The 26,478-nt window shown below is 73.5% G+C and carries 24 protein-coding genes and 1 riboswitch; of the genes, 15 read left to right on the forward strand and 9 right to left on the reverse strand.

Annotation, left to right across the window (positions count from 1 at the left end; all coding sequences use genetic code 11):
- Nucleotides 1-46: 46 nt before the first annotated feature.
- From CFK41_RS10990 to CFK41_RS11005, 4 genes are all read left to right on the forward strand, one after another.
- Nucleotides 47-1,384, forward strand: a complete 1,338-nt coding sequence (locus CFK41_RS10990; RefSeq protein WP_096799691.1) for a sensor histidine kinase — start codon at nt 47-49, stop codon at nt 1,382-1,384.
- The gene (locus CFK41_RS10995; protein WP_096799692.1) at nt 1,372-2,013 is read left to right on the forward strand and encodes a response regulator transcription factor; all 642 of its coding nucleotides are present in this window, start codon (nt 1,372-1,374) and stop codon (nt 2,011-2,013) included. The genes CFK41_RS10990 and CFK41_RS10995 overlap by 13 nt, the downstream gene beginning before the upstream one ends.
- 303 nt (nt 2,014-2,316) lie before the next feature.
- Nucleotides 2,317-3,930: an HNH endonuclease gene (locus CFK41_RS11000; protein WP_096799693.1), complete on the forward strand. Its 1,614-nt coding sequence runs from the start codon at nt 2,317-2,319 to the stop codon at nt 3,928-3,930.
- 104 nt (nt 3,931-4,034) lie between these two features.
- Complete coding sequence (locus CFK41_RS11005) at nt 4,035-5,066, forward strand: FAD-dependent monooxygenase (protein WP_096799694.1); 1,032 nt, start codon at nt 4,035-4,037, stop codon at nt 5,064-5,066.
- On the opposite strand, the gene CFK41_RS11010 is transcribed toward CFK41_RS11005, so the two are convergent.
- Entirely contained in the window at nt 5,038-5,637 is a 600-nt protein-coding gene (locus CFK41_RS11010; RefSeq protein WP_096799695.1) for a class I SAM-dependent methyltransferase, read from the reverse strand. The genes CFK41_RS11005 and CFK41_RS11010 overlap by 29 nt on opposite strands.
- Before the next feature lie 153 nt (nt 5,638-5,790).
- Here CFK41_RS11010 and CFK41_RS11015 point away from each other — a divergent pair, with 153 nt between their 5' ends.
- Together CFK41_RS11015 and CFK41_RS11020 are read left to right on the forward strand one after the other, a co-directional pair.
- Entirely contained in the window at nt 5,791-7,026 is a 1,236-nt protein-coding gene (locus CFK41_RS11015; protein ID WP_096799696.1) for a glycosyltransferase, read from the forward strand.
- A complete protein-coding gene (locus CFK41_RS11020; protein ID WP_096799697.1) occupies nt 7,023-7,832 on the forward strand; it encodes a PIG-L family deacetylase in 810 nt (269 codons plus the stop codon). Before CFK41_RS11015 ends, CFK41_RS11020 begins: the two co-directional genes overlap by 4 nt.
- Nucleotides 7,833-7,869: 37 nt before the next feature.
- Here the strand turns inward: CFK41_RS11020 and CFK41_RS11025 are convergent, their stop codons facing one another.
- Together CFK41_RS11025 and CFK41_RS11030 are read right to left on the reverse strand one after the other, a co-directional pair.
- Nucleotides 7,870-8,586, reverse strand: coding sequence for an endonuclease/exonuclease/phosphatase family protein (locus CFK41_RS11025; protein WP_096799698.1), 717 nt, complete (start codon nt 8,584-8,586; stop codon nt 7,870-7,872).
- The gene (locus tag CFK41_RS11030; protein ID WP_096799699.1) at nt 8,583-9,632 is read right to left on the reverse strand and encodes an ADP-ribosylglycohydrolase family protein; all 1,050 of its coding nucleotides are present in this window, start codon (nt 9,630-9,632) and stop codon (nt 8,583-8,585) included. The genes CFK41_RS11025 and CFK41_RS11030 overlap by 4 nt, the downstream gene beginning before the upstream one ends.
- A 96-nt stretch (nt 9,633-9,728) precedes the next feature.
- Between CFK41_RS11030 and CFK41_RS11035 the strand changes: the two genes are divergently transcribed.
- The 6 genes from CFK41_RS11035 to CFK41_RS11060 all read left to right on the forward strand — a co-directional run bounded on the left by CFK41_RS11035 (nt 9,729) and on the right by CFK41_RS11060 (nt 16,466).
- Nucleotides 9,729-10,523: a hypothetical protein gene (locus CFK41_RS11035; protein ID WP_096799700.1), complete on the forward strand. Its 795-nt coding sequence runs from the start codon at nt 9,729-9,731 to the stop codon at nt 10,521-10,523.
- A gap of 37 nt (nt 10,524-10,560) precedes the next feature.
- Nucleotides 10,561-12,585 carry a M13 family metallopeptidase gene (locus CFK41_RS11040; protein ID WP_096801050.1) on the forward strand — a complete coding sequence of 675 codons (2,025 nt, stop codon included), beginning with the start codon at nt 10,561-10,563 and terminating at the stop codon, nt 12,583-12,585.
- Nucleotides 12,582-13,148: a hypothetical protein gene (locus CFK41_RS11045; protein ID WP_096799701.1), complete on the forward strand. Its 567-nt coding sequence runs from the start codon at nt 12,582-12,584 to the stop codon at nt 13,146-13,148. Before CFK41_RS11040 ends, CFK41_RS11045 begins: the two co-directional genes overlap by 4 nt.
- 40 nt (nt 13,149-13,188) lie before the next feature.
- A riboswitch (TPP riboswitch) is annotated at nt 13,189-13,293 on the forward strand.
- Between the two features lie 45 nt (nt 13,294-13,338).
- Nucleotides 13,339-13,920, forward strand: a complete 582-nt coding sequence (locus CFK41_RS11050) for an ECF transporter S component (RefSeq protein WP_096799702.1) — start codon at nt 13,339-13,341, stop codon at nt 13,918-13,920.
- Nucleotides 13,921-14,017: 97 nt separating this feature from the next.
- Complete coding sequence (locus CFK41_RS11055) at nt 14,018-16,015, forward strand: ATP-binding cassette domain-containing protein (protein ID WP_265415465.1); 1,998 nt, start codon at nt 14,018-14,020, stop codon at nt 16,013-16,015.
- Between the two features lie 31 nt (nt 16,016-16,046).
- Nucleotides 16,047-16,466 carry an ankyrin repeat domain-containing protein gene (locus CFK41_RS11060; RefSeq protein ID WP_096799704.1) on the forward strand — a complete coding sequence of 140 codons (420 nt, stop codon included), beginning with the start codon at nt 16,047-16,049 and terminating at the stop codon, nt 16,464-16,466.
- Here CFK41_RS11060 and CFK41_RS11065 read toward each other — a convergent pair.
- The 5 genes from CFK41_RS11065 to CFK41_RS11085 all read right to left on the reverse strand — a co-directional run bounded on the left by CFK41_RS11065 (nt 16,415) and on the right by CFK41_RS11085 (nt 20,225).
- On the reverse strand, nt 16,415-16,942 hold the full coding sequence (locus CFK41_RS11065) for a GNAT family N-acetyltransferase (protein WP_096799705.1): 528 nt from the start codon (nt 16,940-16,942) through the stop codon (nt 16,415-16,417). The genes CFK41_RS11060 and CFK41_RS11065 overlap by 52 nt on opposite strands.
- Before the next feature lie 10 nt (nt 16,943-16,952).
- Nucleotides 16,953-17,996 (reverse strand): alpha/beta fold hydrolase, encoded by a 1,044-nt coding sequence (locus tag CFK41_RS11070; RefSeq protein WP_096799706.1) that lies wholly within the window; start codon nt 17,994-17,996, stop codon nt 16,953-16,955.
- Nucleotides 17,993-19,051 (reverse strand): Fpg/Nei family DNA glycosylase, encoded by a 1,059-nt coding sequence (locus CFK41_RS11075; protein ID WP_096799707.1) that lies wholly within the window; start codon nt 19,049-19,051, stop codon nt 17,993-17,995. The genes CFK41_RS11070 and CFK41_RS11075 overlap by 4 nt, the downstream gene beginning before the upstream one ends.
- Nucleotides 19,051-19,521 carry a ribose-5-phosphate isomerase gene (locus CFK41_RS11080; protein ID WP_096799708.1) on the reverse strand — a complete coding sequence of 157 codons (471 nt, stop codon included), beginning with the start codon at nt 19,519-19,521 and terminating at the stop codon, nt 19,051-19,053. The genes CFK41_RS11075 and CFK41_RS11080 overlap by 1 nt, the downstream gene beginning before the upstream one ends.
- Before the next feature lie 83 nt (nt 19,522-19,604).
- Nucleotides 19,605-20,225, reverse strand: a complete 621-nt coding sequence (locus CFK41_RS11085) for a mycothiol-dependent nitroreductase Rv2466c family protein (protein WP_096799709.1) — start codon at nt 20,223-20,225, stop codon at nt 19,605-19,607.
- 144 nt (nt 20,226-20,369) lie between these two features.
- Between CFK41_RS11085 and CFK41_RS11090 the strand changes: the two genes are divergently transcribed.
- The gene (locus CFK41_RS11090; RefSeq protein ID WP_096799710.1) at nt 20,370-22,133 is read left to right on the forward strand and encodes an ABC transporter transmembrane domain-containing protein; all 1,764 of its coding nucleotides are present in this window, start codon (nt 20,370-20,372) and stop codon (nt 22,131-22,133) included.
- A complete protein-coding gene (locus CFK41_RS11095; protein WP_096799711.1) occupies nt 22,130-23,962 on the forward strand; it encodes an ABC transporter ATP-binding protein in 1,833 nt (610 codons plus the stop codon). The genes CFK41_RS11090 and CFK41_RS11095 overlap by 4 nt, the downstream gene beginning before the upstream one ends.
- Before the next feature lie 27 nt (nt 23,963-23,989).
- Here the strand turns inward: CFK41_RS11095 and CFK41_RS11100 are convergent, their stop codons facing one another.
- The gene (locus tag CFK41_RS11100) at nt 23,990-25,306 is read right to left on the reverse strand and encodes a hypothetical protein (RefSeq protein WP_096799712.1); all 1,317 of its coding nucleotides are present in this window, start codon (nt 25,304-25,306) and stop codon (nt 23,990-23,992) included.
- A 9-nt stretch (nt 25,307-25,315) separates the two neighbouring features.
- On the opposite strand from CFK41_RS11100, the gene CFK41_RS11105 reads away from it, so the two are divergent.
- Nucleotides 25,316-26,464 (forward strand): serine/threonine-protein kinase, encoded by a 1,149-nt coding sequence (locus tag CFK41_RS11105; protein WP_096801051.1) that lies wholly within the window; start codon nt 25,316-25,318, stop codon nt 26,462-26,464.
- Nucleotides 26,465-26,478 lie beyond the last annotated feature (14 nt).

Genomic DNA, 26,478 nt, shown 5'->3' on the forward strand with positions numbered 1-26,478 from the left:
CGGTGCCAGGATGGGAGCGGCGCCTCCTCGCCGCCAGAGTGGAGACATGACCACCGTGAGAGCTCTCAGCCCCTCCTCCGCCCCCGCTGCCGACGTGCTGCAACCCGACGAGTCGTGGAGCGTCGGCCGATGGGCCGCGCGCATCGGGCGCTTCCTCGCCTACTCCTTCCTCGCCCTGCTGCTGGGCACCGTCGGCTTCTCGCTCGTGATCGGCCTGCTCTCTGCCGGGGCCTCCACCGTCGTGGTGTGGATCGGGCTGCCGATACTGGTCGCCGCGGTGCTCGTCGCGCACGGATTCGCGAAGGCCGAGCGCGGGGTGCAGTCCGCCCTGCTGGGCACCGACCTCCCCTCCCCCGCACCGGTGCGGCCGCCGGAGGGCGCCGGGGGGATCCGCCGGATGCTCACCCCGCTCACCGACCCGCAGAACTGGCTGGACTCGCTGTGGGTGCTGGTCAACTTCGTGCTTGTCCTGGTGACCTTCCCGCTCGCCCTCGCCTGGACCGTCGGCGCGATCGGCACCATCGGCGGACCCCTCAGCACCCTGATCCTCGAGCAGGTCCTCCCCGGCGACGGGCGCCATGGGCTCGGGGAGCTCGTGGGCGTCCCGGAGCCCTACACGCTCCCGGCCGATCTCCTGCTGCAGTTCCTCGCCGGCCTGCTCTTCCTGATCACCCTGGGCCCGGTGGTCCGCGGACTCACCCTCCTGCACCAGGGCGTGGCGCGCGGCCTGCTGAGCTCGCGCCACCAGGAGCAGCAGCGCCTCCACCGCACCGAGCAGTCCCGGGCCGCCGGCCGCAGCGCGGAGTCCACGGCCCTGCGCCGCCTGGAGCGCGACCTCCACGACGGACCGCAGCAGCGCCTGGTGCGCGCCTCGATGGACCTCGCCCGGATCGAGTCGCTGGCCGACCGGAATCCGGAGCGAGCACGGGCCGTGCTGCGTGAGACGCGCGAGCAGCTGGGGCAGACCCTCGACGACCTGCGCCGACTCTCCCGCGGCATCGCCCCGCCGGTGCTGGTGGACCGCGGCCTGCACGCCGCGCTCACCGAGCTCGCCGCGATCTCCCCGATCCCGACCACCGTCGAGTGCCCGGAGCTCGAGCTGCCCGAGCATGTGGAGATCGGCATCTACTACGTGGTCTCCGAGTCGCTCACCAACGCCGCGAAGCACTCCGGTGCCGGGTCGGTGAATGTGGAGGTGGCCCGGATCGGGGATGATGCTCGGGTGAGGATCGAGGACGACGGGCGCGGCGGCGCCGAGATGCGCACCGGGGGCGGGCTGGCCGGACTGGCCGGCCGGGTGGCCTCCCTGGAGGGACGGCTCACGGTCGCCTCGCCGCCCGCCCACGGAACCCGGATCGAGGCGGTGATCCCGTGCGCGTCCTGATCGCCGACGACTCCGCACTGATCCGCGAGGGCCTGCGCCTGGTGCTCGAGGACAACGACCATGAGGTCGCGGGCACCGCGTCGACCGGCACCGAGCTGGTGGCGAGGGCGCTCGAGCTGCGGCCGGACCTGATCATCTCCGACATCCGCATGCCTCCCAGCCACACCGACGAGGGGCTTCGCGCCGCGCAGGAGATCCGCGCCCGATGGCCCGAGGCGCCGATCATGCTGCTCAGCCAGTACGTGGTGGTCGGCTATGCGACCGAGCTCATCGAGTCCGGGGAGCACGCCACCGGCTACCTGCTCAAGGACCGCGTGTTCGACATCCGCTCCTTCCTGGAGTCGATCGAGCGCGTGGCCGCCGGCGGGGTCGCGATCGATCCGGATGTGGTGGGGCAGGTCATCTCCTCGAGGCGCCGCACCCCGCTGGACGAGCTCACCCCGCGTGAGCGCGAGGTGCTCGAGCTGATGGGCGAGGGGCTCACGAACGCCGGCATCTCCGAGCGGCTGTTCATCAGCGGCGGCGCGGTGGAGAAGCACACGCAGCGGCTGTTCGCGAAGCTCGGGCTCAGCGAGGATGCGAGCGTGCACCGCCGGGTGACGGCGGTGCTGACGCTGCTGGGTCGGTGAGGGCCGGGGGTCCGGGGCGTCGTCGACGCTTCTGAACCGATGACGGCCCCTCCCCACGTTCGATTCATCCACATTCCTGCAAACCCGCCGCTCCGCCTTCCGGGACGGCTGCGCCACCTGAGCACGAGCGGTCGGCCTCTCAGAGAGAATGCCAGGTGGGAGGCCCTGACCGTTCCTCCACAGGACCGGTTCGTACACACTCGAGTTCACATTCAGTGTTCATGGCTTGGCGGCTTCACCGAGTTATCCACAGATTTCTCCTGACGGTGCAATCCGGTATCGAACCTGCATACGATCGAGGGCATGGAATCGACGATGCCGACGAACGCCGGGGACGACCCCGCGAAGCAGCACCGCTCCGCGGAGCGGTCCCGGCGCCGTCGTGTCGGCCCGCCGGACGCCCTGGACGGGGCCGCCGCTGCACTCGTCGGGATCGAGGCGAGCCCCGCCGCGCGGCTCGTGCTCGCCCGAGTCCTCGGCGCCACCCTCCAGGCGTTCACGAGCACCCGGTCGGTGCGCGACGCTCTGCCGGACACCGCCGCCGGATCGCCCGGGGAGGCGCTCTCGGTGCTCGCCGGGATCGATCAGCTGCGGTCCTCCCTCGCCGCGATGGACGCCGGCTGGCAGGTGACCGCCGAGCAGCGGCTCCGCCGCGCCGACGCCCGGCGCGACGTCCCCTCCTCCGAGCAGAGTCGGGGCGCGGCCGGGGAGATCGCGCTGGCCCGGCGCATCTCCCCTGCCGCCTCGTCCTTCTCGCTCGCCTCATCCCGGCGTCTGGTCCAGGACATGCCCGGCACGGTGGAGGCGCTGCGGGAGGGCGCCCTGAGCGAGCAGCAGGCCTCCGCCGTGGCAGGTGCGCTGTCCACGGCCTCTCCCGAGACCTGCCGACGGATCGACGAGATGATCCGTCAGGATCCGCAGACCCTTCACGGCAAGGGCCACAGGCGCCTGCGCTCGGACATCGAGGAGCTGGTGCAGCACCTGGAGCCCGGCACCTCGCGTGAGCGCGCCGAGCGTGCAGCCCGGGCGCGGCACGTGACGATGACCCCGCTGGCGGACGGGATGGCTAGGGTGACCGCGATCCTGCGCGGCCTCGACGCCGCCGCCCTCATGCACTCCCTGCAGGCGCAGGCGGGCTCCCTGCGCGCCGACGGCGCGAAGACCTCCTCGCCCGCGCTGCAGGCGGACCTGCTGGTGGACGCGGTCCTCTCCTCCGCAGGCTCCCCCGCGCGTCCTCGTCGACATCCCGTCGTCGAGGTCGGGATCGTCATCACCGACTCCGCACTGCTGGGCCGGGACGACGACGCCGAGACGGCCCGGATCGAGGGGTACGGCATCATCCCGGCGCACATCGTGCGCGACACCCTCAGAGGCCTACCTCCCGGGACGGTGCACGAGATCGAGAGCGCTGACCAGCATCCCGACGGGGAGGTCTCCGCCTTCTTCCGACGCCTCTACCGGGCGCCTTCCACCGGGGAGCTGGTGGCGATGGAGTCCCGCTCCCGCGCCTTCCCGGCGGGCCTGGCCCGCATGATCCGCTGGCGGGACACCACCTGCCGCACCCCATGGTGCAACGCGATCATCCGTCAGAGCGATCACGTGGTCCCCCACCATCGAGGCGGACCCACCAGCTTCGCGAACGGTCAGGGACTGTGCGTGCGCTGCAACCTCCTCAAGGAGCTCGGCCCCTGGCACCTCGAGCCGCTCGCTCCGCAGAGCACCGCGGAGACGGAAGCGCCCGAGGAACCACCACCCGTCGCCTGGGCGTGGACCAGTCCCCACGGCGCACAGGGCATCTCCCGGACTCCCCCGCTGCTCGCCCGCCTCCCCGCCGAGGACGAGGTCGAGGCGGTGGCCGAGGCGGTGGCCGAGGCCGAGGCCGTGGCCGATCCCCCACCCGAGCCATCGCCCGCGTAGGGTCGCTTCATCGAGCGTGACGGTGACGGCAGCGTGGGCGCGATGCTCCCCAGCACCGGAGCCAGCGCCGGAACCATCGCCGCGTCGTCGAGGAAGGCCATCCCATGTCGACACCGCTCACCGTCCGCGTTCTCGGCGCAGGCGTCTCCGGGCTCGCCGCCGCGCATCTGCTGGCCGCCGACGGCCACGAGGTCGAGCTCGTCGACGAGCGCTTCACCACCCCCGCCGTCGGCACGGCTCTCGGGCTGTTCTCCCCGGCTCAGCAGGTGCTCTCACGGCTCGGGGTGCTCGAGGAGGTGCGGTCGATCTCCGCCGCTCCCGAGGTGGGCACGCTCCGCGCCGCCGACGGTCGCATCCTCGCCACCGTCCCCGCCGGAAACGCTCTGCTCGTCTCCCGCTCAGAGCTGGTGCGGATCCTCCTGGATGCGCTCCCCGACCGGGTGACGACCACCCGGCGGCGCATCGAGGACGTCCGTCCGCTCCGCGCCGGTGCGGACCTCCTCGTCGGGGCCGACGGCGTCCACTCCCTGACCCGGCGCTCCGGCTGGCCCGGCCGTCCGCGCGCCCGCTCCCACGGACTGACCGTGCTGCGCGGCACCACGGCGCTCGAGCCGCCCGAGATCTCCGAGACCTGGGGACGCGGCTGGCTGTTCGGCATCACGCCCCTCGCCGGGATCGGCACGAACTGGTTCGCCTGCCTCCCCGAGCACCGCACGTCATCACCCGCCGAGGACCTCGCCCACCTCCGCCGCACGATCGGCGGTCACCGCGAGGCGATCGACGCCGTGCTCGACGCCGCGACCCCGCAGCGGACCCTCATCCACGGCATCCACACGGCACCACCGGTGTGGCCGGTCCGGGAGGACGTGGTGCTGCTGGGCGATGCGGCGCATGCGATGGCTCCGAACCTCGGTCACGGCGCGAACACCGCGCTCCGGGACGCCCTCTCGCTCTCGCTCGCCGTGTGTGGGAACGCGGAGGTGCGTCGGGCGCTGCACCGGTATGCCCTGCGTCGGGCTCTCCCTGGTCAGGGATGGCGGCTCGGCTCGGAGGCCGTGATGCGACTGGCCATGACGGCGTCCACCGCCGCGCTGAGGGATCGGGTGCTCAGCGGGTCTTCCGCGCGAGGGTCGTGATGACGTGCCAGTGCTTCTTGTCGGCGAGGAAGCGGCCGTCCTCGTCCCGGACGGAGCGATCGATCACCTGGAAGCCGCGGAACATCTCGTCGATCTCCTCGAGCGGGAGGGTGGCCACATCCGGTCGCTCCGCCCAGGAGTCGTTGGTGCCGAAGAAGTCCACCGCCATCACACCGCCGCGCGGCAGGGCGTCCACCAGCTTCCTCCACACCGCGGGAAGCGCCTCGGGGCCCAGCAGGCCGAGCGTGTACGTCGAATAGACGATCTGCGCGGCAGGGAATTCGGGGACATCCGCGATGTCTGTGTGGTGGAAACGCACCGAACCGGTCATCCGTTCGTTCTCCACCAGCCGCGAGGCGAGGGTGTCGTCGCTGTCGTAGGCGTGCACCGTCCAGCCGTGCCGGGCGAACTGCAGGGAGTCGGCACCGGCGCCGGCGCCGAGATCGAGCACCACCCCGGGGCGGCGGTCACCTCCGGCCGCAGCGATCGCCTTGGCCACCAGGCGACGAGCAGGGCGGCCCGCCGCATGGGCGTTCAACGCAGCCCAGTCAACCTTCTCCGCCGTTTCCATGCTTTTCAGGCTGGAGCAAGCCGGTGCCCAATTCAACTTCCCGTGACGCAGGCCGCGTCCATTTTCGTCACGGGCGAACAGCAGTGCACCCTGTGCCACTGGCAGGTCGCTCGGGCAGCGGCGTCCCCGGACCTCCCGCCTAGGATGGCGGGCATGTCGGACGCCCCCCTGCGCATCGCCGCGATCTCCCTGCACACCTCCCCGCTCGAGGAGCCCGGCGGAGCGGACGCCGGCGGGATGAACGTGGTCGTGCTCGAACAGGCCCTCGCCCTCGCCCGCCTCGGTCACCGCGTCGACCTCTTCACCCGCCGCAGCGACACCGACTCGCCGGACATCGTCGAGATCGCCGACGGCGTGCGCCTCCATCACCTCGTCGCCGGTCCGCCTGCTCCGCTGGCCAAGAGCGCGATGGAGCAGGCGATCGCCCCGTTCCGCAGCGCTCTGCACGAGGCGCTCACCGCCGCGGACGACCCGACCCCCTGGGACGTCGTGCACTCCCACCACTGGTTCAGCGGCGTCGCCGCCCTGCCGGTCGCCCGCGAGCTCGGCATCCCCCATCTGCAGTCCTTCCACTCGGTCGCCGCTCCGGACGGCGCCCGCACCCTCGACGCGGGCGAGCCCGCGGAGTCCGACGGCCGCATCCCCGGCGAGCAGTTCGCCGCCACGGGATCCGACCTGGTCGTCGCGGTCTCCGAGGCCGAGGCGCGCACGGTCGGCGAGCGCTACGGGGTCCCCGGCTCGCGGCTCGGCGTGGTCCGCCCCGGTGTGGACCTCGAGCGCTTCCGCCCCTGCCCCGACGTCGAGGAGCGGCGGATCCGCCCCACCCTCCTGTTCACCGCGCGTCTCCAGCCGCTGAAGGGCCCCGACCTCGCGCTCGAGGTCCTCGCCCGCCTGGACCCGGCGCTCGGAGCCCGGCTCGTGCTCGCCGGCGGCGTCTCCCAGGACTTCTCGGAGTACCTCGAGGAGCTGCGCGGACTGGCGCGCGAGCTCGGGGTCGAGGACCGGGTCGACTTCGCCGGCTCCCTGGGACGCGACGAGCTCGCCGAGGCAATGCGCTGCGCGGGGGCCCTCGTGCTGACCAGCTGGTCGGAGACCTTCGGCCTGGTCGCTCTGGAGGCACAGGCCAGCGGCACCCCGGTGCTCGCCTGGCGCTGCGCGGGCGGGGTGCAGGAGGCCGTCGGTCCGGACGGGATCGTGCTGGAGAGCCGTGACCCCGATGTCTGGGCCGAAGCCCTCCAGTCCCTGCTCGGGGATGCCGACGGGTACCGCACCGCCGTGCACTCCGCGCAGGAGTTCGCGGCCACCCGCACCTGGGCCGCCGTCGCCGAGGCCCTCTCCGGCCTGTACACCTCCGTCCTCGCACACCACACCTCGGGAGACGCTTCATGACCACGCCCGCCGCATCCGGCCCGGCCCCCGTCCCCGATCCCTGGCGCCTCCTCGACGAGGCCTCGACGATCCTCGCGGTCCACGCCCATCCGGACGATGAGTCCCTCTCCACCGGAGCCCTCCTCGCCTCCCTCGCCGCGAGCGGCACCCGGGTGGTGCTGGTGACGGCGACCCGCGGGGAGGAGGGTGAGATCGTGGCCGGCGCGATCGAGCCCGGGGACACCCGAGCGCTCGAGGAGATCCGCGAGGCGGAGATCGCCGCGGCGACCGCCGCCCTGGGCATCGCCGAGCGGCACTGGCTCGGCACCGCCCCCGCCCTCGCCCAGGCCTCCGCACCGCGCCGCTTCCGGGACTCCGGCATGCGGTGGGTGCGCGAGGGCCTCGCCGGCCCCGCGGACACCGCCGGGCCCGACAGCTTCTCCCTGCGCCCCCTCGACGAGGCCGTCGGCGACCTCGCCGCGCTCATCGAGTCGGTGCGCCCCGACGTGATCCTCGGCTACGACGACGAGGGGACCTACGGGCACCCCGATCACGTCCGCGCCCATCACGTCGCCGTCGGCGCGAGCGCCCGCACCGGGGTCCCCCTGCTCGAGGTCGCCAGCACCCTCCCACAGGTTCCGGGGTCTGATCCGCGGATCCTCGAGCGGGACCACCCCGGGACCGCCGAGACCGTGCGACGGGCGGTGGACTCCTATCGCACCCAGCTCACCGTCGTCGGGGACGCGGACGGAGGCATCGCGATCCGGCACGTCGGCGGCCAGGACGACGTGGTGCTGCTGCGCACCGGGCTGCACGCCCGGGGCTGATCCGCTCCGGGACCGGCCCGGCCGGGGATCGGCGAGATCAGAGGGAGACGTCCAGCAGCGTCGGCAGATGGTCCGACGCCCCGGACAGCCGCGCCTCGTCGACCGTCCGCGTCGAATGCACCGACCGCGCCTCGCGCACCTCGATGCCGTCGGTGACCAGCACCGCGTCGATCCGTCGGGTCGGCGATGCGGCGGGGAAGGTGTGCTCCTCGGGGCTCGCGGGATCGCGCAGCAGCGGGGACAGGAGGCGGCGGGCGGTCCCGTCGGCGGTCTCGTTGAGATCCCCGCCGAGGATCACCGGCGCCCCGGCGCCGCGCACCAGGGCGGAGAGGTGCTCCGCATGACGCATCCGGTTGTCCTCCTGCAGCGCCAGGTGGGTCGCGGCGACCACGGCCGTCCCGCCGCCCGGCACCGAGAGGCGCAGGGCGGCGACGCCGCGCGGATAGGTCGAGTTCAGGTCCGAGACGGTCTGGGCCACGGGATGCGCGCCGCGACGGATCACCTGGGCAGCGACCTCGTCGGTCGCGAGGATCGCCAGGCCGCGCCCGCCCGCCCCGCCGAGCAGGATCCGGCGATCGATCTGCCGGGCGAACCAGCGCAGCCGCGTCGTCGGCAGCACGAACCGCGGAGCCTCCTGGACCAGCAGGATGTCCGGCTCCAGATCCCGGACGGCCTCCACGAGCGCCGCGAGATCACCGCGCAGCTCCCACAGGTTCCAGCTGAGCACCCGCAGATCCCAGCTCGCCCGGCTCATGCGCGGGTCCCCTCGCCGCCCTCGCGGACCATCGGGGCGATCACGCGCTCCACCAGGCCCCAGAGCTCGTCGACCTCGTAGCTCGGCCAGCCGAAGAGCATGCGCCGCCACTCGGGCAGCACGGCCTTCGGACCGAGGGCCGCCCCCATCAGCGCCCCGGTGATGCAGGCGACCGTGTCGGTGTCGTAGCCGGCGCGCACGGCGGATCGCAGCGCCACCACCAGGGCATCGCGCTGGGCGAACTTCCCCTCCGGGATCGGGCTGACGCCGGAGATCGCGGCCCAGGCGGCCTGGAAGGCGCCGACCACCCAGCCGTTGCGACGGAACATCTCCGGGGTGGACTGCTCCGCCTCCTCGATCCGTTCGAGCCAGACCTCGCGCCGCTCCTCGGACAGCTGCGCGAGCCCCACCCGCACATCGATCTCGCCGGTGAGGATCGCGCGGCGCACCGCCAGGCCCCACAGGATGTTCGCCTCGATCGTGTCGGGATGCACGTGTGTCAAGCGACACACCGCGGTGATCGCCTCGACCGCATCCTCCTCCGGGGAGAGCAGATAGGGCAGCACGGTGACGTGCGCGCGCATCAGCGATCCGTTCCCGGCGGAGGCGGGGAGCTGCTCGTGGGCGGTGCTCGCCGCGATCCGGAAGTCCTTGGCCCGGGGCGCGTAATGGCCGTCCTCCCGGGCGAGATCGGCGGCGGTGCGGACCACCTGCGAGGTGAGCGTGCCGATGTCCGGAGTGCCCAGCGACCAGGAGTACCACTCCCGGGCGATGTGGTCCTGAGCGGTGTCGAGCCGCAGGTCATGGCCGTCCGACGCGGCGAGGGACGCCTCCAGGACCACGATCGCCATCGCGGTGTCGTCGGTCCACTCCCCCGGCTGCCAGTCGAGGACGCCGCCCCCGATCATGTCGATCTCCTCGACGTCGGGCACGGGCGGCTGGAACTCGTAGGGAGCACCCAGGGCGTCCCCGGCGGCTGCGGCCACGACGGCGCCCACAGCGCGCTGGCGCTGGAGGGGCGACAGGCCCTCTCCCCCGGTGGTCATCGCATCCGTCCTCACGGGCCCATGGTTCCACACCGAGGGCGTCGGATCGCATCCTGTCCGTCCCCGGTACCCTGGTGAGGACCCAGAAGGAGCCCCATGCCAGACACCCCTGCGGCCTCCGCACCGCACTGCGACGACCCGCACGACCACACCGGCCACGACCATCCGCCCACCGGCGCGGACCTCGTCCGGGATCTCGTCAAGGGACTGTCGATCCAAGCGCTGCTGATCCCCGCGGTGGGCGTCGTGCTGCTGCTCGCGATCCTCCCCGTCGCCCCGCTCTCCCCGGTCACCCTGCTGCTCGGCATCGGCCTCGGCGCCGCCCAGCTGATCTCCCTGATCGCCACCAGCCTGTTCGTGGCCCGCACCCGCACCCAGCTGGCCGTGAACCCCGGCCTGCTGGCCGTGCGCAGCGTCGTCGACGAGCTGCTGCGCGTCGCCGCCGTGCTGCTCGCGATCCTGCTGTGGCCGGCGGACATCCGCTCGGAGCTCGGGATCTGGGTGGGCGCCGGCTGCGCGCTGGTGTGGCTGATCCTCGCCACCGCGCAGACGGTCACCACCCGGCAGCGGATCGCCCGCCCCGGCGAGTGGTCCGAGGAGGCGATCTCGACCCTGCTCGCGCACCGCGTCGGCGCCCGCTCCACCGTCGTGATGCGACTGCTGGACGTGCTCGGAACGGTCATGTTCCAGGTCGGCGCCACGGTCCTGGTGATCCTCTCCCCGGTGCTCGTGATCGGCACCGTCGTGCTCTCGATCGGCGTGGGCCTGTCCACGCTGGTGCTGCACCGCCGCCCGCCGGCCGGCCGCTCCCGCAGCCCCTGGGCCTACGCGCCCTTCGGGCTCGGGCTGCTCGCCCTGCTGCTCGCCGTGTTCGGCCTGAACGTCCTCTGACCCGCCGTACCCCCTCCACACCTCGCAGGAGCCGATGATGACCACTGCCCCCTCCGCTCGCCCCTCCGGCCTCTCCCTCGACCAGGTCGACGAGTCCGTCCGGATCCAGGACGACCTCTTCGGGCACGTCAACGGCCGCTGGCTCAGCGAGCACGTGATGCCCGCTGACCGCTCGAGCGACGGTGCCTTCCACGCCCTGCGCGACCTCTCCGAGGAGCGGGTGCGGGAGATCGTCGAGGAGGCGGCGGCCGACGTCACCTCCCGCGACCCGCGCGCCGAGCAGGTCCCCGCCACGGACCATGACCGGGTGGGCGCCCTGTACCGCATGTTCATGGACACCGACGCGATCGAGGCCGCCGGGGTGGGCGTGCTCGAGGACCTGCTGGGCACCGTCGCCGCCGCCGCGGACCTCGATCAGGTGGTGCGGGTCATGGCCGCCCCGGACTCCGGCGCCTCCGCACTGCTGGCCTACGTCTGGACCGACGACATGGACTCGACGAACTACCAGGTCAAGATTCATCAGGGAGGCCTCGGCCTGCCGGACGAGTCCTACTACCGCGAGGAGCACTACGCCGAGATCCGCACGGCGTACGTCGAGCACCTCGCGAACCTCGCCCGCCTCGCCGCCCTCCCCGGACGCGAGGGCCTGGTCGCCGGGAGCGCCGAGGACCTCGCCGCCGCGGTGATGGGCTTCGAGACCCGCCTCGCCGCCTCCCACCTGGACGTGGTGCGCCTGCGGGACCGGGAGAAGTCCTACAACCCGATGGATGATGCGCAGCGCCGCGAGCTGGCGCCGGCCTTCCCCTGGGACGCCTACATCGAGGGCACCGGTGCGCCGGCGAAGGCCTTCGAGGTGGTCTCGATCGGCCAGCCCGAGTTCGTCACCGCCGCCGCGGAGCTGCTGGCCGGCGAGGACCTCGCCGTGCTGCGCACCTGGCTCTCCCTCCACTCCGTCGCCTCCTACGCCCCGTACGGCCCCGCCGCCCTGGTCGAGGAGGACTTCGACTTCTCCGGTCGGACCCTCTCGGGGGCAGAGGAGCTGCGCGACCGCTGGAAGCGCGGCGTCGCCTTCGTCGAGGGCGTGGTCGGCTTCGCCGTCGGCCGCGAGTACGTCTCCCGCCACTTCCCGGTCTCCCACAAGGAGCGCATGACCGAGCTGGTCGACGCACTGATGGCCGCCTACCGCACCTCCATCGAAAGCCTCGAGTGGATGACTCCCGAGACCCGTCGGAAGGCGCTCGCGAAGCTCGAGAAGTTCATCCCGAAGATCGGCTATCCCGATCAGTGGCGCGACTACGACGGGCTCGAGATCGTGCCCGGCGACCTGGTCGCCAGCGCTCGTGCCTCGCGCCGCTTCGAGGCCGCCTTCGAGTTCGCCAAGGTGGGCGGGCCGATCGACGAGACCGAATGGCACATGACCCCGCAGACGGTCAACGCCTACTACAACCCCGGCCGCAACGAGATCGTCTTCCCGGCGGCCATCCTGCAGCCGCCCTTCTTCGACGCGGAGGCCGACGACGCCGTGAACTTCGGCGGCATCGGTGCGGTCATCGGGCACGAGGTGGGCCACGGCTTCGACGACCAGGGCTCGAAGTACGACGGCGACGGCAACCTGATCTCCTGGTGGACGCCCGAGGACCGCGAGGCCTTCGACACCCGCGCCGCGCAGCTGATCACCCAGTACTCGACCCTCTCCCCCCGGGAGCTCGACGACTCCCACCGGGTCAACGGAGCCCTCACCATCGGTGAGAACATCGGCGACCTGGGCGGTCTGTCCATCGCCGTCAAGGCCTACCTGGCCAGCCACGACGAGGAGCAGGTCGCCGCCGAGATCGACGGCTTCACCGGCCTCCAGCGCGTGTTCTGGTCGTGGGCCACCGTGTGGCGCGGCCGGAACCGGGTCCAGGAGGCGATCCGTCGCCTGGCCGTGGATCCCCACGCCCCGATGGAGTTCCGCTGCAACACCGTGGTCGGCCACCTCGAGGAGTTCCACACCGCCTTCGGCGTGGTCGAGGGCGACGCGATGTACCGAGCCCCCGAGGAGCGGGTGAGCATCTGGTGAGGCCCGAGGCGCCCTTCTACGTGGGCCGCACCCGGCCCTCGGCCATCGGCTGGACCCGGATCGGGCTCACGCTGCTGGCCGGGGCCGTGCTCGCGCTGATCATGGCCCAGCGCTCCACGGCGCTCGGCGTCCTGCTGGTGGTGGCGCTCTTCGCAGCCCTCGCGCTGTGGACGTGGATGGGTCAGTGGACCCGTTTCATCGTCGACGAGCACGGGCTGACGGTGAGCCTCGGCGGCTTCCTGCCGCGCCGGGCCTGGCCGCTCGAGGACTTCCGCACCGTGCAGCTGCGCGAGCTGCCGCGGTCGACGGTGGGCGTGACCCTGGGCGGCTACGGCTGGCGGCGGGGCCGCGCGAGCACCCCGAAGCTCGCCGAGCTGACCCCGGTCGGCTCCCGCAAGGTGTTCACCCTCGATGACCTGCAACGTCCCTACAGGATGCTGGTCACCCGCGAGGGCACGATGGTCGAGATCATCGGCCGGGGGACGACGCAGTACATCCTCTCCCCCGAGGACCCGCACGCGACCGCCGACGCCGTCGACCAGGCGATCCGCGCACGACGCTGACCGGACGAGCGGACCCGGTCGCGTAGACTGGTCGATCGTCATCCACTGACAGGGGAGCACCGCAGGGTGCTGAGAGTGCGCGCAGGCGCAGACCCTCGAACCTGATCCGGCTCGCACCGGCGTAGGGAGTCGGGATTTCCGTGGGGGCACCGCCGGTGCCCTGCGCCCCTTCCACTGGGAAGGAGAAGTGATGACTCGTTTCCGTACCGTGGACCTGCTGGTCACCGTGCTGATCGGGGCGGCCTTCGGGGTCGCGTTCCTGGGCTACGGCCAGCTGTACACGCTCATCGGTCCGCTCACCGCGGCGTTCAAGCCCGCCGAGGGGCTGCTCGCAGGGATCTGGTTCCTGCCCGCGATCCTCGCCGGTCTCATCGTGCGCAGGCCGGGCGCCGCCCTGCTGGCGGAGATGATCGCCGCCGTGCTCTCGATGCTGCTGGGCAGCCAGTGGGGCTGGGGCACCGCGATCTCCGGTCTCCTGCAGGGCGGCGGCGTCGAGCTCGCCTTCCTGCTGACCCGCTACCGCCGCTACACCCTGCCGGTCGCGATCCTGGGCGGCGTGCTCGCCGCCCTGCTCGAGTGGGGCTGGGAGAGGTTCGCCTACTACCAGGAGATGAGCTGGGGCTTCTCCGGCGCGATGCTCGGGTTCTTCCTCATCTCCGGGGCGCTGCTGTGCGGCGTGCTCGGCTGGGCGGCGACCCGAGCGCTGGTCGCCACCGGGGCGGTGGACTCCCTCGCCGCCGGCCGGGAGCACGCCCGGACCGTCGCGGTCTGACCGGGAGGCCACGATCCCCGCGCCCCGCTCCTCCGTCACGACCGGTCACCAGCTGACCGGTCTGACCTGGCGACCCCTGACCCGGCGGGAGCCGACGATCGCCGGGCTCGACCTCGCGATCCCCGCCGGGCAGCGCGTGCTGCTCGCGGGCGCGAGCGGGAGCGGGAAGTCCACGGTGCTGCGTGCCCTGGCCGGCCTGCTCGATCCGGAGGACGGCGAGGGCACGGGCCTGCTCCCGCCGCCGCAGCGAACCGGCGAGCGGGGCCTGCTGCTGCAGAACCCCGCCCACGCCCTGGTCGCCGCGACCATCGCGCGGGATGCCGCCTTCGGGCCGGAGAACGCGGCCCTGGACCGACCGGAGATCCACGAGCGCGCGGCGGCGGCCCTCGCCGCGGCGCAGGTGGGTGTGGAACCCTCGCGCGCGCCGCTCGACCTCTCCGGGGGCCAGCAGCAGCGGGTGGCACTCGCGGGCGCGCTCGCCCTGGACCCGGATCTGATGCTCCTGGACGAGCCCACCAGCATGCTCGACGCCGACACCGCCGCTCTCGTTCGCGAGGCGGTCCTGAGTGCGTGCGACCGCTCGCGCTCCACCCTGGTGGTCGCCGAGCACCGCCTGGAGCCCTGGATCCCCCATGTGGACCGGCTGGTGGTGCTCGGCGCACAGGCGGAGGTGATCGCCGACGGCGACCCCCGGGCGGTGCTGCGCGAGCACGCGGCGCTGCTGCGGCAGGAGGGGGTGCTGGGCGCGGAGCCGCCGAGCACGGAGACGGCGACGGCAGGTCCCGTGCTCGCCTCGCTGCAGGGCGTGACCGTCCCGGCGCGCGGCCTGCACGAGCCGCTGGGCCTCGAGGCCCGGGCCGGCCGGATCACCGTGCTCACCGGCCCGAGCGGCGCCGGGAAGACGAGCCTGCTGCGCGCCCTTCTGGACCCGGGCGAACCCGCCACCGGCGCCGTCACCCGGCCGGAGCCCGAACAGACCGCCTTCGTCCCCCAGGATCCCGAGCACTCCTTCGTCGCCGCGACCGTGGGCGAGGAGGTCCTCGCCTCCCCCTGGGCCGCTGATCCCGGGCTCGCCGACGAGCTGCTCGAGCGGGCCGGTCTCTCCGCGCTGCGCGGCGCCCACCCGCATCGCCTCTCGGGCGGCGAGCAGCGCCGGCTGGCGATCGTCGCGGCGCTCGCGCAGTCCCCGTCGCTGCTGGTCCTGGACGAGCCGACCGTCGGCCTCGACGCCCGCCGCCGCGCCGCGGTGCTCGCGCTGCTCTCCGAGGCCGCCTCCCGCGGCTGCGCGGTCCTGGTCGCCTCCCACGATCCCGAGCTGATCGCCCGCGCCGACCACCGCACCGAGCTGCCCGCCCCGGATCCCGCCGGTCCTCCCCTGACGCCGCGCCGCCGGATCCCCGCGGACGCCCTGAACCCGCTGACCCTGTGCCTGATCGGGATCCTCGCGGCGATCGGCTCCTTCGCCGTCCAGACCTGGCAGGGCGGTCTGCTCGCGCTGGTGCCGACGGTGCTGCTGGCCCCGCTCGCGGTGCGCACCCTGCGCGGCGGGGTGCTGCGCCTGCTGCCGATCCTGCTCTCCGCCGCCGGGCTGGCCTGGACCACGGCCCTGCTCGGCGACGCGCCCGCCCTCTCCGGCGAGGCCTGGCTGGTGGGCCTCAAGGAGGCCGCGAGGATCACCGCCTTCGTCGCCCCCGGGGTGCTCGCGCTCGGCGGCGTGGCGGCGACGCCCCTCGGAGACGCGCTCGCGCAGCGGCTGCGGATGCCGGCCCGACCGGTCGCCGCCTCGGTGGTGGCGCTGGTGCGCGTGGGCCACCTGGGCCGGCAGTGGGAGATGATCCTGCGCACCCGGATCCGCCGCGGTCTGGGCACCGCCCGTTCGCCGCGGCTGCTCGCGGGGGCCACCCTCGCCCTGCTGGTGGACACCCTGCGCGGCGCCGAGCAGCAGGCCCTCGCCATGGACTCCCGCGGCTTCGCGACCGCCTCCCACCGCACCTGGGCCGAGCCCAGCCCCGTCCGTCCCGTGGACCTGTGGGGGCTCGGGATCGCCGTGCTGCTGCTGCTCTGGCCCGCTGCCGCCGAGCTGCTCGTGGGGTGAGCACGGCCTCGGCGCCTCGTATCCTGGCCGGATGAACGACACCGCTGATCCGACCGGTCCCTCCGAGGACGAGGCCGTCATCGCCCTCGCCGCCTCGATGCTGGACGCCGCCCGTCAGGGCGACGCCGCCGCCCTGCTGCCGCTGCTGGACCAGGGCGCCCCGGCGAACCTGCGCGACAGCGCCGGGAACTCCCCGCTGATGCTCGCGGCCTATCACGGCCACGCCGAGCTGGTCCGCGAGCTCGTCGCCCGCGGGGCCGACGTGGACCTCCAGAACGATCGCGGCCAGACCCCACTGGCCGGGGTCGCCTTCAAGGGCTTCACCGAGGTCGCCTCCGTGCTGCTGGAGGCCGGGGCGGATCCGGACCTCGGCGTCCCGAGCGCCCGAGAGACCGCGGGCTACTTCGAGCGGGCGGAGATCCTCGCGATGCTCGGGTCCTCTCCGGCCTGAGCGGGCCGGCGCACCATCGCGACGTGCTCGATGCCGGCCTCCCAGAACATCTCGCTGACCGTCTCGAAGCCCATCGAGGCGTACCACTGCTCGAGGTAGGCCTGGGCGTCGATGTGCACCTCCGCGGCGGGAGCGGTCTGTGCGATGTGGGCGATCGCCGCCTCCATGAGAGCGCGGCCGTGGCCGCCGCGGCGGTGGTCCGCCCGGACGGCGACCCGGCCGATCCGCGCGGTGCCGTCCTCCTCCGGCAGCACCCGCAGGTGTGCGATCGGCTCGCCGGTCAGGCCCGCCCGCTCGGCGAGCGGACCGGGGACCTCGAGCCACATCACGGTGGTGGAGGCGTCGAGCTCGCGCCCGTCGAGGTCGGCGTCGGTGGCCTTCTGCTCGAGGGTGAAGACGTCCTGGCGGAGCATCGCGAGCAGGTAGAGGGTCCGCGGATCGATGTCGGCGAGCGCGGAGCGGTGCAGTACGGGCATGCCCGTCAGATTACTGCCGCTCGCCGGGTGCTGCGTCCACCATCGCTGCGACGGCCTCGCGCCAGATCTCGCCCATGAGCGGGCCGCCGTGGCCCTCCTCCTCGACGATCCTCAGCTCGCTGCCCCGCCAGGCCCGATGCAGCTCCCAGGCGGTCAGCGCCGGACCGGAGACGTCGCGTCGGCCGTGCACCAGCACGCCCGGGATCCCGTGCAGACGGTGCATCCCGCCCAGCAGCCCGCTGCCGGGTGCGGCGCCCCAGGGCACGGCCCAGTCGGCGACGAAGCCGTCGTGGGCCCAGTAGTGGGTGACCAGGCGCACGAAGCCGCGGGCATGCTCGCTCACGGGCTCGTCGTCCGGCTGGGCGTGCGGCTGGGACGGGCCGCCCGCCCCGATCGCTATGTGCGCGTCCTCCCAGCGCATCCAGGCCCGCACCGCCAGGTCGACGAGCACGGGGTCCTCCCCCGTGACCATCCGACGGTAGGCCTCGACGAGGCGCAGCCGGTCCGGGGCGCGGTCGTGGCGGTCGAAGCGGGCGCGGGTCTCGGCGAACGCGGCGACGGCGTCCCACTCCTCGGGGTAGAGGGCGCCCACCCCCTCGGTGATCCAGTCGACCTCGCGACGGGAGGTGGAGGTGACGGCGAAGAGCACCACGCCGAGCACCCGCTCGGGATGCGCCTGGGCGTAGGCGAGGGCGAGTGTGCTGCCCCAGGAGACGCCCTGCACGATCCAGGTCCCGATCCCGAGATGCTCCCGCAGCAGCTCCAGATCCGCGACCAGGTGCGCGGTGGTCTGGGCGGCGAGGTCGACGGCCCCGGGAGGGCCGGCCGTGGGGGTCGAGCGACCGGCGCCGCGCTGGGAGAGGCCGATGATCCGGGCGCGGTCCTCCGGGGAGCTGCGCCGGTAGCCGGGGGTGAGCCGGCCGCCGGGTCCGCCGTGGAGGTACAGGGTGGGCACGCCGTCGGGGGCGCCGGACTCCTCCCAGTGGATCTCGTGGCCGTCACCGACGGCGAGCATGCCCTCGTGGCGCACGGAGGGCGGGGGCGGGAGCGTCATGCGGCCTCCTCGGTCTCTCCTGCATCGGCCGCCTCGGCCCAGGGCGCGGCGGGATGCTCACGGGTCCAGCCGGCGCGCCGGCTGCGGACGCTCTGGCAGCGGGGACACCAGAACACGGTGCGTGCGGCGAGGTCGGCGGAGCGGATCACCGTGCCGCAGAGACGGCAGGGCAGGGTCTGGCGGTGGTAGACGTAGAAGGACCGCTCGCGGGCGACGATCCCCGGGTCCTCGTCCCCGTTCTGCCGGGTGCCGCGGGAGCGCTCGACGATGCGGGCCTCGAGATCGCGGTGCTCGGGCTGGGTGGTGACGATCCGGCCGGTCCGGGCGCCGTAGGCCATGAGCGCCACCAGGTCCTCCCACATCTCCTCCAGCATCCCGGCGCTGAGGTCGCGGCCGGGCACGAGGGGGTCCAGCCGGGCGCGGAACAGCAGCTCGGCGCGGTAGATGTTCCCGATCCCCGAGACGACCTTCTGGTTCATCAGCAGGGCTCCGATCGTGGTGCGGGAGCGGCGCACGGCCTCGACGAAGCGGCGGCGCTCCCGCCCGTCGGGATCGGGCCGCAGCGGGTCCGGTCCGAGCCGGTCGATCACGGCCTGCCGCTCCTGGGCGTCGAGGATCTCGCAGGCGGTGGGTCCGGTGAGATCGGCGAGGCCGTGCTCCCCGGCGACCCGCAGGCGCACCGTCGGGCGCGGCACCAGACGACGCCAGTCCGGGCCGCCCTCGAGCTGCTCCTCCTGCTCCCCCAGCCGCAGGCGCGGCGCCCCGATCGCGTGGGCGTCGGCGAAGCCGGGATCGCCCGCGAAGGTCCAGGAGCCGTACAGGCCCAGGTGGATGTGCACGTGCCGCACCGCCGGGGAGTCGGGGGCGACGTCCGCGGCGGGGGCGAAGGGCAGGAACAGGTGCTTGCCGACCGCCTCTGCGCCCAGCATCACCATCCCGTCGAGCTGGGCCGCCTCGGAGAAGCGTCCCTGCGGGCTCGAGGTGCGCACGTGCTGCCCGCCGAAGGCGCGCTCGAAGGCGGCGGCCAGCCGGTGGACGGTATGTCCCTCCGGCATCAGCTCTGGGAGCTCGTGTACCCGCCGGTGCGCTCGTAGAGCCCCACCAGGTCGATGCGGCGCTGGTGGCGCTCCTCGCCGGTGAAGGGCTCGGCGAGGAACAGGTCGATCAGCGCCTCGAGCTCCTCCTCGGAGTGCTGGCGCGCCCCGACGGAGATGACGTTGGCGTTGTTGTGCTGACGGGCCAGCCGGGCGGTGTCCTCGTTCCACACCAGCGCCGCGCGCACGCCCTCGACCTTGTTCGCGGCGATCTGCTCGCCGTTGCCGGAGCCGCCGATCACGATGCCCAGCGAGCTCGGGTCCGCGACCACGGCCTCGCCGACATCCGTGCAGAAGGGCGGGTAGTCGTCCAGGGCGTCGTACTGGTGGGCGCCGTGGTCGGTGACCTCGTGCCCCTTGTTCTGGAGGACCGTCACGAGCCGGTTCTTGAGCTCGAAGCCGGCGTGGTCGGTGCCGATGTGGACGCGCATGGGTGAGGGGTTCTCTCTCTCGGGATGGGGCGGGGTCGGTCGCGGGGATGGATCGACCGTTGAGCTGGATCGACCGGGGGCGGTCAGCTGAAGTCGATGCCGCCGCTGCGGGAGCGCTTGAGCTCGTAGAAGCCGTCGATCTCGGACAGGGTCGCGAGCGCGTCGAGCAGACGGCCGGCGTCCTCGCCCTTCGGCGCCGGGGAGACGACGGGACCGAAGTAGGCGGTGCCCTCTCCGAAGGAGATCACCGGGGTTCCCACATCGTCGCCGACCCGCGAGATGGCGCCGGCGTGGGAGGCGCGCAGCGCCTGGTCGATCTCGTCGCCGGCCACCGGGTCGTAGGACTCGATGAGCGACTCGGGCAGCTCGGCGTCGGCCAGTGCGGCCACGGCGGTGGCCCGTCGGTCGGACTGCTCGCCGCCCACGTGGTAGCGCTCGCCCCAGGCGGTGTACCAGCGGGCGAAGGCCTCGTTCCCCTCCGCGGCGCTGATCGCGATGGCGAGCCGGGCGGGGCCCCAGGAGTCGTCGAGCATCGCGCGGTAGCCGGGATCGAGGTCGCGGCCCTCGTTGAGCACCGACAGGGACATGACGGAGAAGGTCGGGCGGATCTCTCGGACCTGGGCGGCCTGCAGGAGCCACCGGCTGGTCATCCAGGCGAAGGGGCAGACGGGATCGACGAACAGCTCGACGGGGCGCGCACTCACAGGGACTCCTCGGCTCGGGGATGATGGCCTCCATTCTGTCACCGGTCGGGTCAGGGCGGGCCCCTGGCCGCGAGGTGACCGGACCGACACCCGTGCCCGGCAAAAAACGTTGCACTGCGCAGGCCGGACGGGTTGGATCAACAGGTGCTCGATTCCCGTTCCGCCGACGTCGCGGCCCCCGCCCCTCCCCGTCCCCCCGCTCCCGGGGTGATGCGCTCGATCGTGCGCGGCCACCGCCGGATGCTCGCGATCGTGCTGCCGCTGGCGACCATCGCGGAGGGCGTCGAGCTCACGATGCCGATCGTGCTGGGCATGATCATCGAGCACGGCGTGCTGGCCGGCGATCTCGGCCTCACCCTGCTGGGCGCCGCGGGCCTGATCCTGCTGCGCGTGGTGGGCGTGGTGCTGTGGGCGGCGACCTTCCTGCACTCGCAGAAGGCCGTCATGTTCGAGCGCCACCGCCTGCGCGTGGGCCTGACCGGCGCGGTGCTCGATCCCCGCTCGCGCCCCGTGCAGCGGCCCGCCGGCGAGGTGCTCTCCATCGCCACCTCCGACGCCGACAAGGCCTCCGACCTCCTGGACATGATCCCGTGGGTGGTGCCCTCGCTGATCGCGGTCCTGGCCGCGACCGCGTACCTGACCGCGATGGATCCCTGGCTGGGCCTGGCGATGCTGATCGGGATCGCCGTGATGGTGGTCGTGATCCGCGTGATCACGCCGACCCTCTCCGCCCGCTACGACGACCAGCAGTCCCAGGCCGCCGAGGCCGCGGCCACCGCGACCGACCTGGTCCACGGGCTGCGCGTGCTGCAGGGCCTCGGCGTGCAGAGCCGCGCCCGCGCCACCTACCGGCGCCGCTCGCGCTCCGCACTCCAGGCGGCGCTGGTCAACGCGCGCTACTCGGGGATCTCCTCCGGCCTGACCACACTGGTCACCGGGCTCATGCTCGCGGCCGTCGTGGTGCTCGCCGCGCTGCGCACCCTGGACGGCGCCCTCTCCCTCGGCGTGCTGATCTCCGTGGTGGGCGTGGCCCGCTACGTGATGGGGATGCTCCAGGGCCTCTCCGGCGCACCCGTCTGGTGGGCGGGCATGTCCACCTCCGCACGGCGCGTGCGCGACCTCTACACCGACCTCGGCCGCACCGTCGACGACCCGGAGCTGGGCCTGGACGTGCTGACCACCCGGCGCGACGACCGCGGGGACGCGGGCTCCGCCGGCGCCCGACGCGGCGCCGCCGGCGGCCTGCACCTCGAGCAGCTCTCCGTCGCCGACGGCGAGATCGTGGCGCTGGCCTGCGCGGATGCGAGCGACGCGGAGGCCGTGGTCGATGCGGTCAACGGCCGCGGCGCGTCCGAGGCACGGATCGGCGAGCACTCCCTCGCCTCCGGCGACCGGCTCGGGCTCCGCTCCGACCTCCTCGTCGAGCCGCATGTGGTGGACCTCTTCGACGGCACCCTGCGCGAGCAGCTCGCCACCCGCGCCCCGGAGTGGTCGACGACCGAGGACGACGCCTGGGCCGACGAGGCCCTGCACGCCGCCGGCGCCGAGGACCTGCTGCGGATCCTCCCCGAGGGCTACGACTCCCGGATCCTGGACCGCGGCGCGAACCTCTCGGGCGGGCAGCGACAGCGCATCGCCCTGGCCCGGGCGGTGGCGTCGGACGCCCCGGTGCTCGTGCTGCACGACCCGACCACCGCGGTGGACGCGGTCACCGAGCAGAACATCGCCGAGGCGCTGATCGCCGCCCGGCGCCGCACCGACCGCGCGACCCTGCTGGTCACCCGGGCACCCGCCCTGCTGCAGGAGGCCGACCGCGTGGTGTTCATGCGAGACGGCGAGGTCGTCGTCGAGGGCGATCACCAGGACCTGATGGGCGACGAGGACTATCGAGAGGTGGTGCGGCGATGAGCGATCTGGACTGGAAGCGTCCGCTGGAGGACGTCCTGGGCGGTGACGAGACCGCGCGCCGGCAGCTCGCCGAGCACGCACAGCTGCTGCCCATCGCGGATGCGCGCACCTCGCTGCGGTTCATGGCCGCCCGGCTGCGGGAGCACTGGGTCGCGACCCTCATCACCCTGGTCGTCACGATCTCCGGGGCGATCGCCGCCGCGATGCTGCCACGCCTGATCGGCTCGGCGGTCGACGTCGTCGCCGCAGGCGGTCCGCAGGAGAGGATCTGGACCCTCGGCGGCCAGATCCTCGCCGTCGGCGTCGTCCAGGCGGTGCTGATGGCGCTGGGCTGGTCGCTCGTCTCCGCGCTCGGCCAGCGGATCCTCGCCGGCATGCGCGAGGACGTCATCGACCGGGCGCTGGACCTCCCCGCCCAGACGATGGAGACCACCGGCATCGGCGATGCGCTCTCCCGCGTGGCCGATGACGTGGACGTCGCAGCCCGGGCCGTGAACAACCTGGTCCCGAACCTGATCCAGCTGGGCTTCATGGTGCTGATCACCCTGGTCGGGATGGCGACGCTGTCGCCGTGGCTGCTGCTGATGGTGGTGGTCATCGTGCCGATGTACGTGCTCGCGGCCACCTGGTACCTGCGCCGCACCGGGCCCATCTACCGGCGGGAGCGGATCGCGATGGGCGCCCGGGCACAGGGCCTGCTCTCCGCGATCCATGGCATCCCCACGGTGCATGCCTACGGCATCGAGCGCCGGGAGACCCGCCACGTGGCGGTGCTCTCGGAGACCGCCGCGCTGCTCAACATGCGCGTGATGTTCCTGGTCAGCCGCCTGGTGATGGGGCTGAACGTGCCCGAGAACATCGCCCTGGCGATGGTGCTGCTCTTCGGCTTCGTCATGGTGCAGGTCGGAGGCGCCCCGGTGGGCCTGGTGACCGCCGCGGCGGTGTACCTGGTGACCCTGTTCTGGCCGATGATGGCGGTGATCTTCAACCTCGACGAGGTGCAGTCGGCGCTCGCGAGCCTGGCCCGCATGATCGGGGTCATCACCTCGATCGACCCCGCCGCCTCCCCCGGCACCGAGCGTCCCGCGGATCCCTCGATCCGGCTCGAGCAGGTCTCCCATGCCTATGGGGAGGACGAGGACGGCGAGGAGCGGATCGTGCTGCGGCCGATCGACCTCGAGATCGACTCCGGCGAGGTGGTCTCGCTCGTGGGCGCCTCGGGAGCCGGCAAGTCCACGCTCGCCGCGATCCTCGCCGGCACCCTGGCCCCGCGTCATGGGCGGGTCCTGCACGGCGGGGCGGACCTCGCCCGGTCGGACCTCGAGGCGGTGCGCTCGCATGCCTCGATCGTCAGCCAGGACGTGCACGTCTTCCGCGGGACGCTCCGCGAGGACCTCCAGCTCGCCGCGCCCCGCGCGACGGACGAGGAGCTGCGCCGGGCGCTGCGCCGGGTGGACGCCCTGGGCTGGGTGGACCGCCTCCCCAAGGGTCTCGACACCGAGGTGGGCGAGAAGGGCGAACGGCTCACCGCCGAGCAGTCCCAGCAGCTGGCCCTCGCCCGGATCGCCCTGCGGGACCCCGCGGTGCTGATCCTCGACGAGGCCACGGCCGATGAGGGCTCCTCCGGGGCCAGGGTCCTCGAGCGCGCCGCGCTCGAGGTGGCGCGCGGCCGCACCACGATCATCGTCGCCCACCGCCTCTCGCAGGCGATGATCGCCGATCGCATCCTGGTGATGGCCGACGGCGCCGTGGTCGAGCAGGGCACCCATGAGGAGCTGGTCGCCCGCGGCGGCGACTACGCGCGCCTGTGGGAGGCGTGGTCCTCCTGAACCGGTGCTGCTGAGCCGGTCCTGCGCTCAGCGGCGTCGGTGGCGGAGCACCAGCACGCCCGCGAGGCCGCTGAGCACGCCCAGCATCGTCAGCGCCCCGGCGCCTGCGAACGCCGCCAGACGGCTCCACGAGGCGTCGATGCCGAGGGCCGAGAGCGGTCCGTGCTGCATGGTGGCATCGCCGAGCTCCAGGACGCTCCCCTCGGCGGCACCCTCCGCCGGATCCCCCTCCACCTCGAGGGTCAGGATCAGCCGCACGGGATCGTCGCCCTCGGGGTCCTCCGCGACGGACTCGGCGGAGCGCTGGACGCGGCTGAGCATGACCGTGTGCTGACCGGGCAGCCAGGCGGAGGCGATCGCGAGGTCGTCCGAGCCGCGGTTCCCGCGATCCACCGGGGCCGCCATGCCCCCGCCCGAGACGGCGCCGACGGAGCTCAGCGACGACCTTCCGCCGCCCACCGTCACCAGGTCGCGGGTGGCGTCATGGACCTGCAGGCTTAGGTCTCCCGCGTTCGCCGGAGCGGCGGTGACCTCGGTGCGCCAGCGCAGGCGCTGCCCCTCCGCGACCGACAGGCTGAGCACCGCGGTCTCGCCCGGCAGCAGCTCGAGCACCACGGAGCCCGGCTCGACGACGAGCGGGTCGGCGAAGGAGCGCCCCGGGCTGAGGGGATCCGAGCTCTCCGGCGCGACCGGCGAGGCGCCCGCGTCCTCGACGGGCTCCTCGAGCACCGGGGCGCTGCCGCCGATCCCGGTGGGCTGGACCGCGACCTGCACCTCGACGGGCAGGGGCGTGTCCATCAGGCGGCTCCCCGAGCGCGCGACCGCCACGTACAGCGCCTCGCCGGCGCAGCCGTCCGGGCCCACGGCGGACGAGACGGCGACCGAGGTCACCGCCCCGACCCCGGTCTGCGGCTCGCCGATGTCCGACTCCTCGGAGTCCTCGCACTCGGTGCCGTCGGCCGTCACCACGGAGACGCGCAGGTCCAGCGGTTCGGACTCCGCTGGGAGCCCGTCGGCATAGGGAGGCGCAGCGATCGTCGCCGCGGCGTGCACGCGCTCCCCCTCAGCGAGATCGACGCGGTAGTACTTGACCGTCCCCGACGTGCCGTACTCCGCAGCCCCCGCGGCGAAGGAATCCCGGTACGCGCCGGGGGTGATCGTGGGCGCCTGGGCGATCGAGGCCCCGCCCGCGATCTCGGCGCCTGCGGCCGTGTACGCCTCCTCGGGCACTGCGGGCTCCGCGCCCGGATCCGCGACGGCCCGGGGCGCGCCCGCCAGGACCAGCAGGAGGGAGGCGGCGACCGCGACCCCGAGGGTCCCGCGCTCGCGGAGGTGATCTAGCATGTGCCCATCATGTCCGATGTCATCGCCGGTCGCATCGCGCTGATCGAACCCCTCGCCCGCGGCGCCTCCGGGTCCCTGTGGCGCGCCGTGGACCGCCGCTACGACGCGGTGTGCGCGGCGAAGGTGATGCGACAGCGCGACGGCGCCGACGTGCTTCGCTTCGTGCGCGAGCAGACGGTCGGGACCGCGCAGGGACTCGGACAGCACCCGCACCTGCTGCCGCCGTACACCTGGGTCGCCGAGGACGACACGATCGTGCTGGTGATGCCGCTGGTGCATGGCGGGACCCTGGCCGACGCCCTCGCCGAGCAGGGCGCGCTCTCGCCGTCCCTCGTCGCCGAGCTGCTGCGACAGCTGCTCGACGCGCTCTCGGCGATGCACGAGGCGCACTGGGTGCATCGGGATCTCAAGCCCGCGAACCTCCTGCTGGAGGCGACCGGTGACGCCGCGCCGCACCTGCTCCTGGCCGACTTCGGGATCGCGCTGCACGAGGACGACGTGCGTCTGACCGAGACCGGTTTCGCCCATGGCACCCCGGGCTTCATGGCGCCGGAGGTCCTCGAGGGCCTGGGCACCTCCGCCGCCCAGGACGTGTGGGCCGCCGCGGCCTGTGCGCTCGACGCGCTCGCTCCGCAGCGGCCCCGGGAGCGGCTCGCCCCGTCGGAGCTCCCGGAGAGGCTGAGGCAGGCGCTCAGGACGAGCCCCGATCCGTCGGCCGGCCCGCTCGAGGCGCTGCTGCAGAGCATGCTCCTGCGGGATCCGGCCTCACGCCCCACGGCGGCGCAGGCGCGGGACCGCATCCCCCGTCCCTGGGCGCCGACGGCGCAGTGGGCCCGGACCGCGGGCGGGGCACCGTTCACGGTCCCCGACCGGGTCGAGGCCTCCGACGGCCGACGGGAGGTGCCGCTGGACGGCCCAGGTGCCCTCGCCGGGCTCGCCCCGGGCCTGCACGAGCGGCTCACGGCCCGGTCCCGGTCGGCGACCACCCCCGTCCCGCCCGCCGCGAGCGCCGAGCCCTCCGACTCCCCGAGCACCACCGAGCGCCTCGCCGAGGTCCCGCCTCACCGGGCGGCGATCACGACCGGCGTGGTGCTCCTGGCGGTCTCCGCGCTGAGCTTCGCCGGGGCGGCCGGGCTGCTGTGGTCGGCGCTCAGCTGACCCCGGGGCCGACC

The sequence above is a fragment of the Brachybacterium ginsengisoli genome (genome assembly GCF_002407065.1).
In the GTDB taxonomy this organism is placed as follows: Bacteria; Actinomycetota; Actinomycetes; order Actinomycetales; family Dermabacteraceae; genus Brachybacterium; species Brachybacterium ginsengisoli.

Coding starts and splice junctions, on each gene's coding strand:
- CFK41_RS10990 (WP_096799691.1), top strand. CDS start 47: ATGACCACCGTGAGAGCTCTCAGCCCCTCCTCCGCCCCCGCTGCCGAC.
- CFK41_RS11000 (WP_096799693.1), top strand. CDS start 2,317: ATGGAATCGACGATGCCGACGAACGCCGGGGACGACCCCGCGAAGCAG.
- CFK41_RS11005 (WP_096799694.1), top strand. CDS start 4,035: ATGTCGACACCGCTCACCGTCCGCGTTCTCGGCGCAGGCGTCTCCGGG.
- CFK41_RS11010 (WP_096799695.1), bottom strand. CDS start 5,637: ATGGAAACGGCGGAGAAGGTTGACTGGGCTGCGTTGAACGCCCATGCG.
- CFK41_RS11015 (WP_096799696.1), top strand. CDS start 5,791: ATGTCGGACGCCCCCCTGCGCATCGCCGCGATCTCCCTGCACACCTCC.
- CFK41_RS11020 (WP_096799697.1), top strand. CDS start 7,023: ATGACCACGCCCGCCGCATCCGGCCCGGCCCCCGTCCCCGATCCCTGG.
- CFK41_RS11025 (WP_096799698.1), bottom strand. CDS start 8,586: ATGAGCCGGGCGAGCTGGGATCTGCGGGTGCTCAGCTGGAACCTGTGG.
- CFK41_RS11030 (WP_096799699.1), bottom strand. CDS start 9,632: ATGACCACCGGGGGAGAGGGCCTGTCGCCCCTCCAGCGCCAGCGCGCT.
- CFK41_RS11035 (WP_096799700.1), top strand. CDS start 9,729: ATGCCAGACACCCCTGCGGCCTCCGCACCGCACTGCGACGACCCGCAC.
- CFK41_RS11040 (WP_096801050.1), top strand. CDS start 10,561: ATGACCACTGCCCCCTCCGCTCGCCCCTCCGGCCTCTCCCTCGACCAG.
- CFK41_RS11050 (WP_096799702.1), top strand. CDS start 13,339: ATGACTCGTTTCCGTACCGTGGACCTGCTGGTCACCGTGCTGATCGGG.
- CFK41_RS11060 (WP_096799704.1), top strand. CDS start 16,047: ATGAACGACACCGCTGATCCGACCGGTCCCTCCGAGGACGAGGCCGTC.
- CFK41_RS11065 (WP_096799705.1), bottom strand. CDS start 16,942: ATGCCCGTACTGCACCGCTCCGCGCTCGCCGACATCGATCCGCGGACC.
- CFK41_RS11070 (WP_096799706.1), bottom strand. CDS start 17,996: ATGACGCTCCCGCCCCCGCCCTCCGTGCGCCACGAGGGCATGCTCGCC.
- CFK41_RS11075 (WP_096799707.1), bottom strand. CDS start 19,051: ATGCCGGAGGGACATACCGTCCACCGGCTGGCCGCCGCCTTCGAGCGC.
- CFK41_RS11080 (WP_096799708.1), bottom strand. CDS start 19,521: ATGCGCGTCCACATCGGCACCGACCACGCCGGCTTCGAGCTCAAGAAC.
- CFK41_RS11095 (WP_096799711.1), top strand. CDS start 22,130: ATGAGCGATCTGGACTGGAAGCGTCCGCTGGAGGACGTCCTGGGCGGT.
- CFK41_RS11100 (WP_096799712.1), bottom strand. CDS start 25,306: ATGCTAGATCACCTCCGCGAGCGCGGGACCCTCGGGGTCGCGGTCGCC.
- CFK41_RS11105 (WP_096801051.1), top strand. CDS start 25,316: ATGTCCGATGTCATCGCCGGTCGCATCGCGCTGATCGAACCCCTCGCC.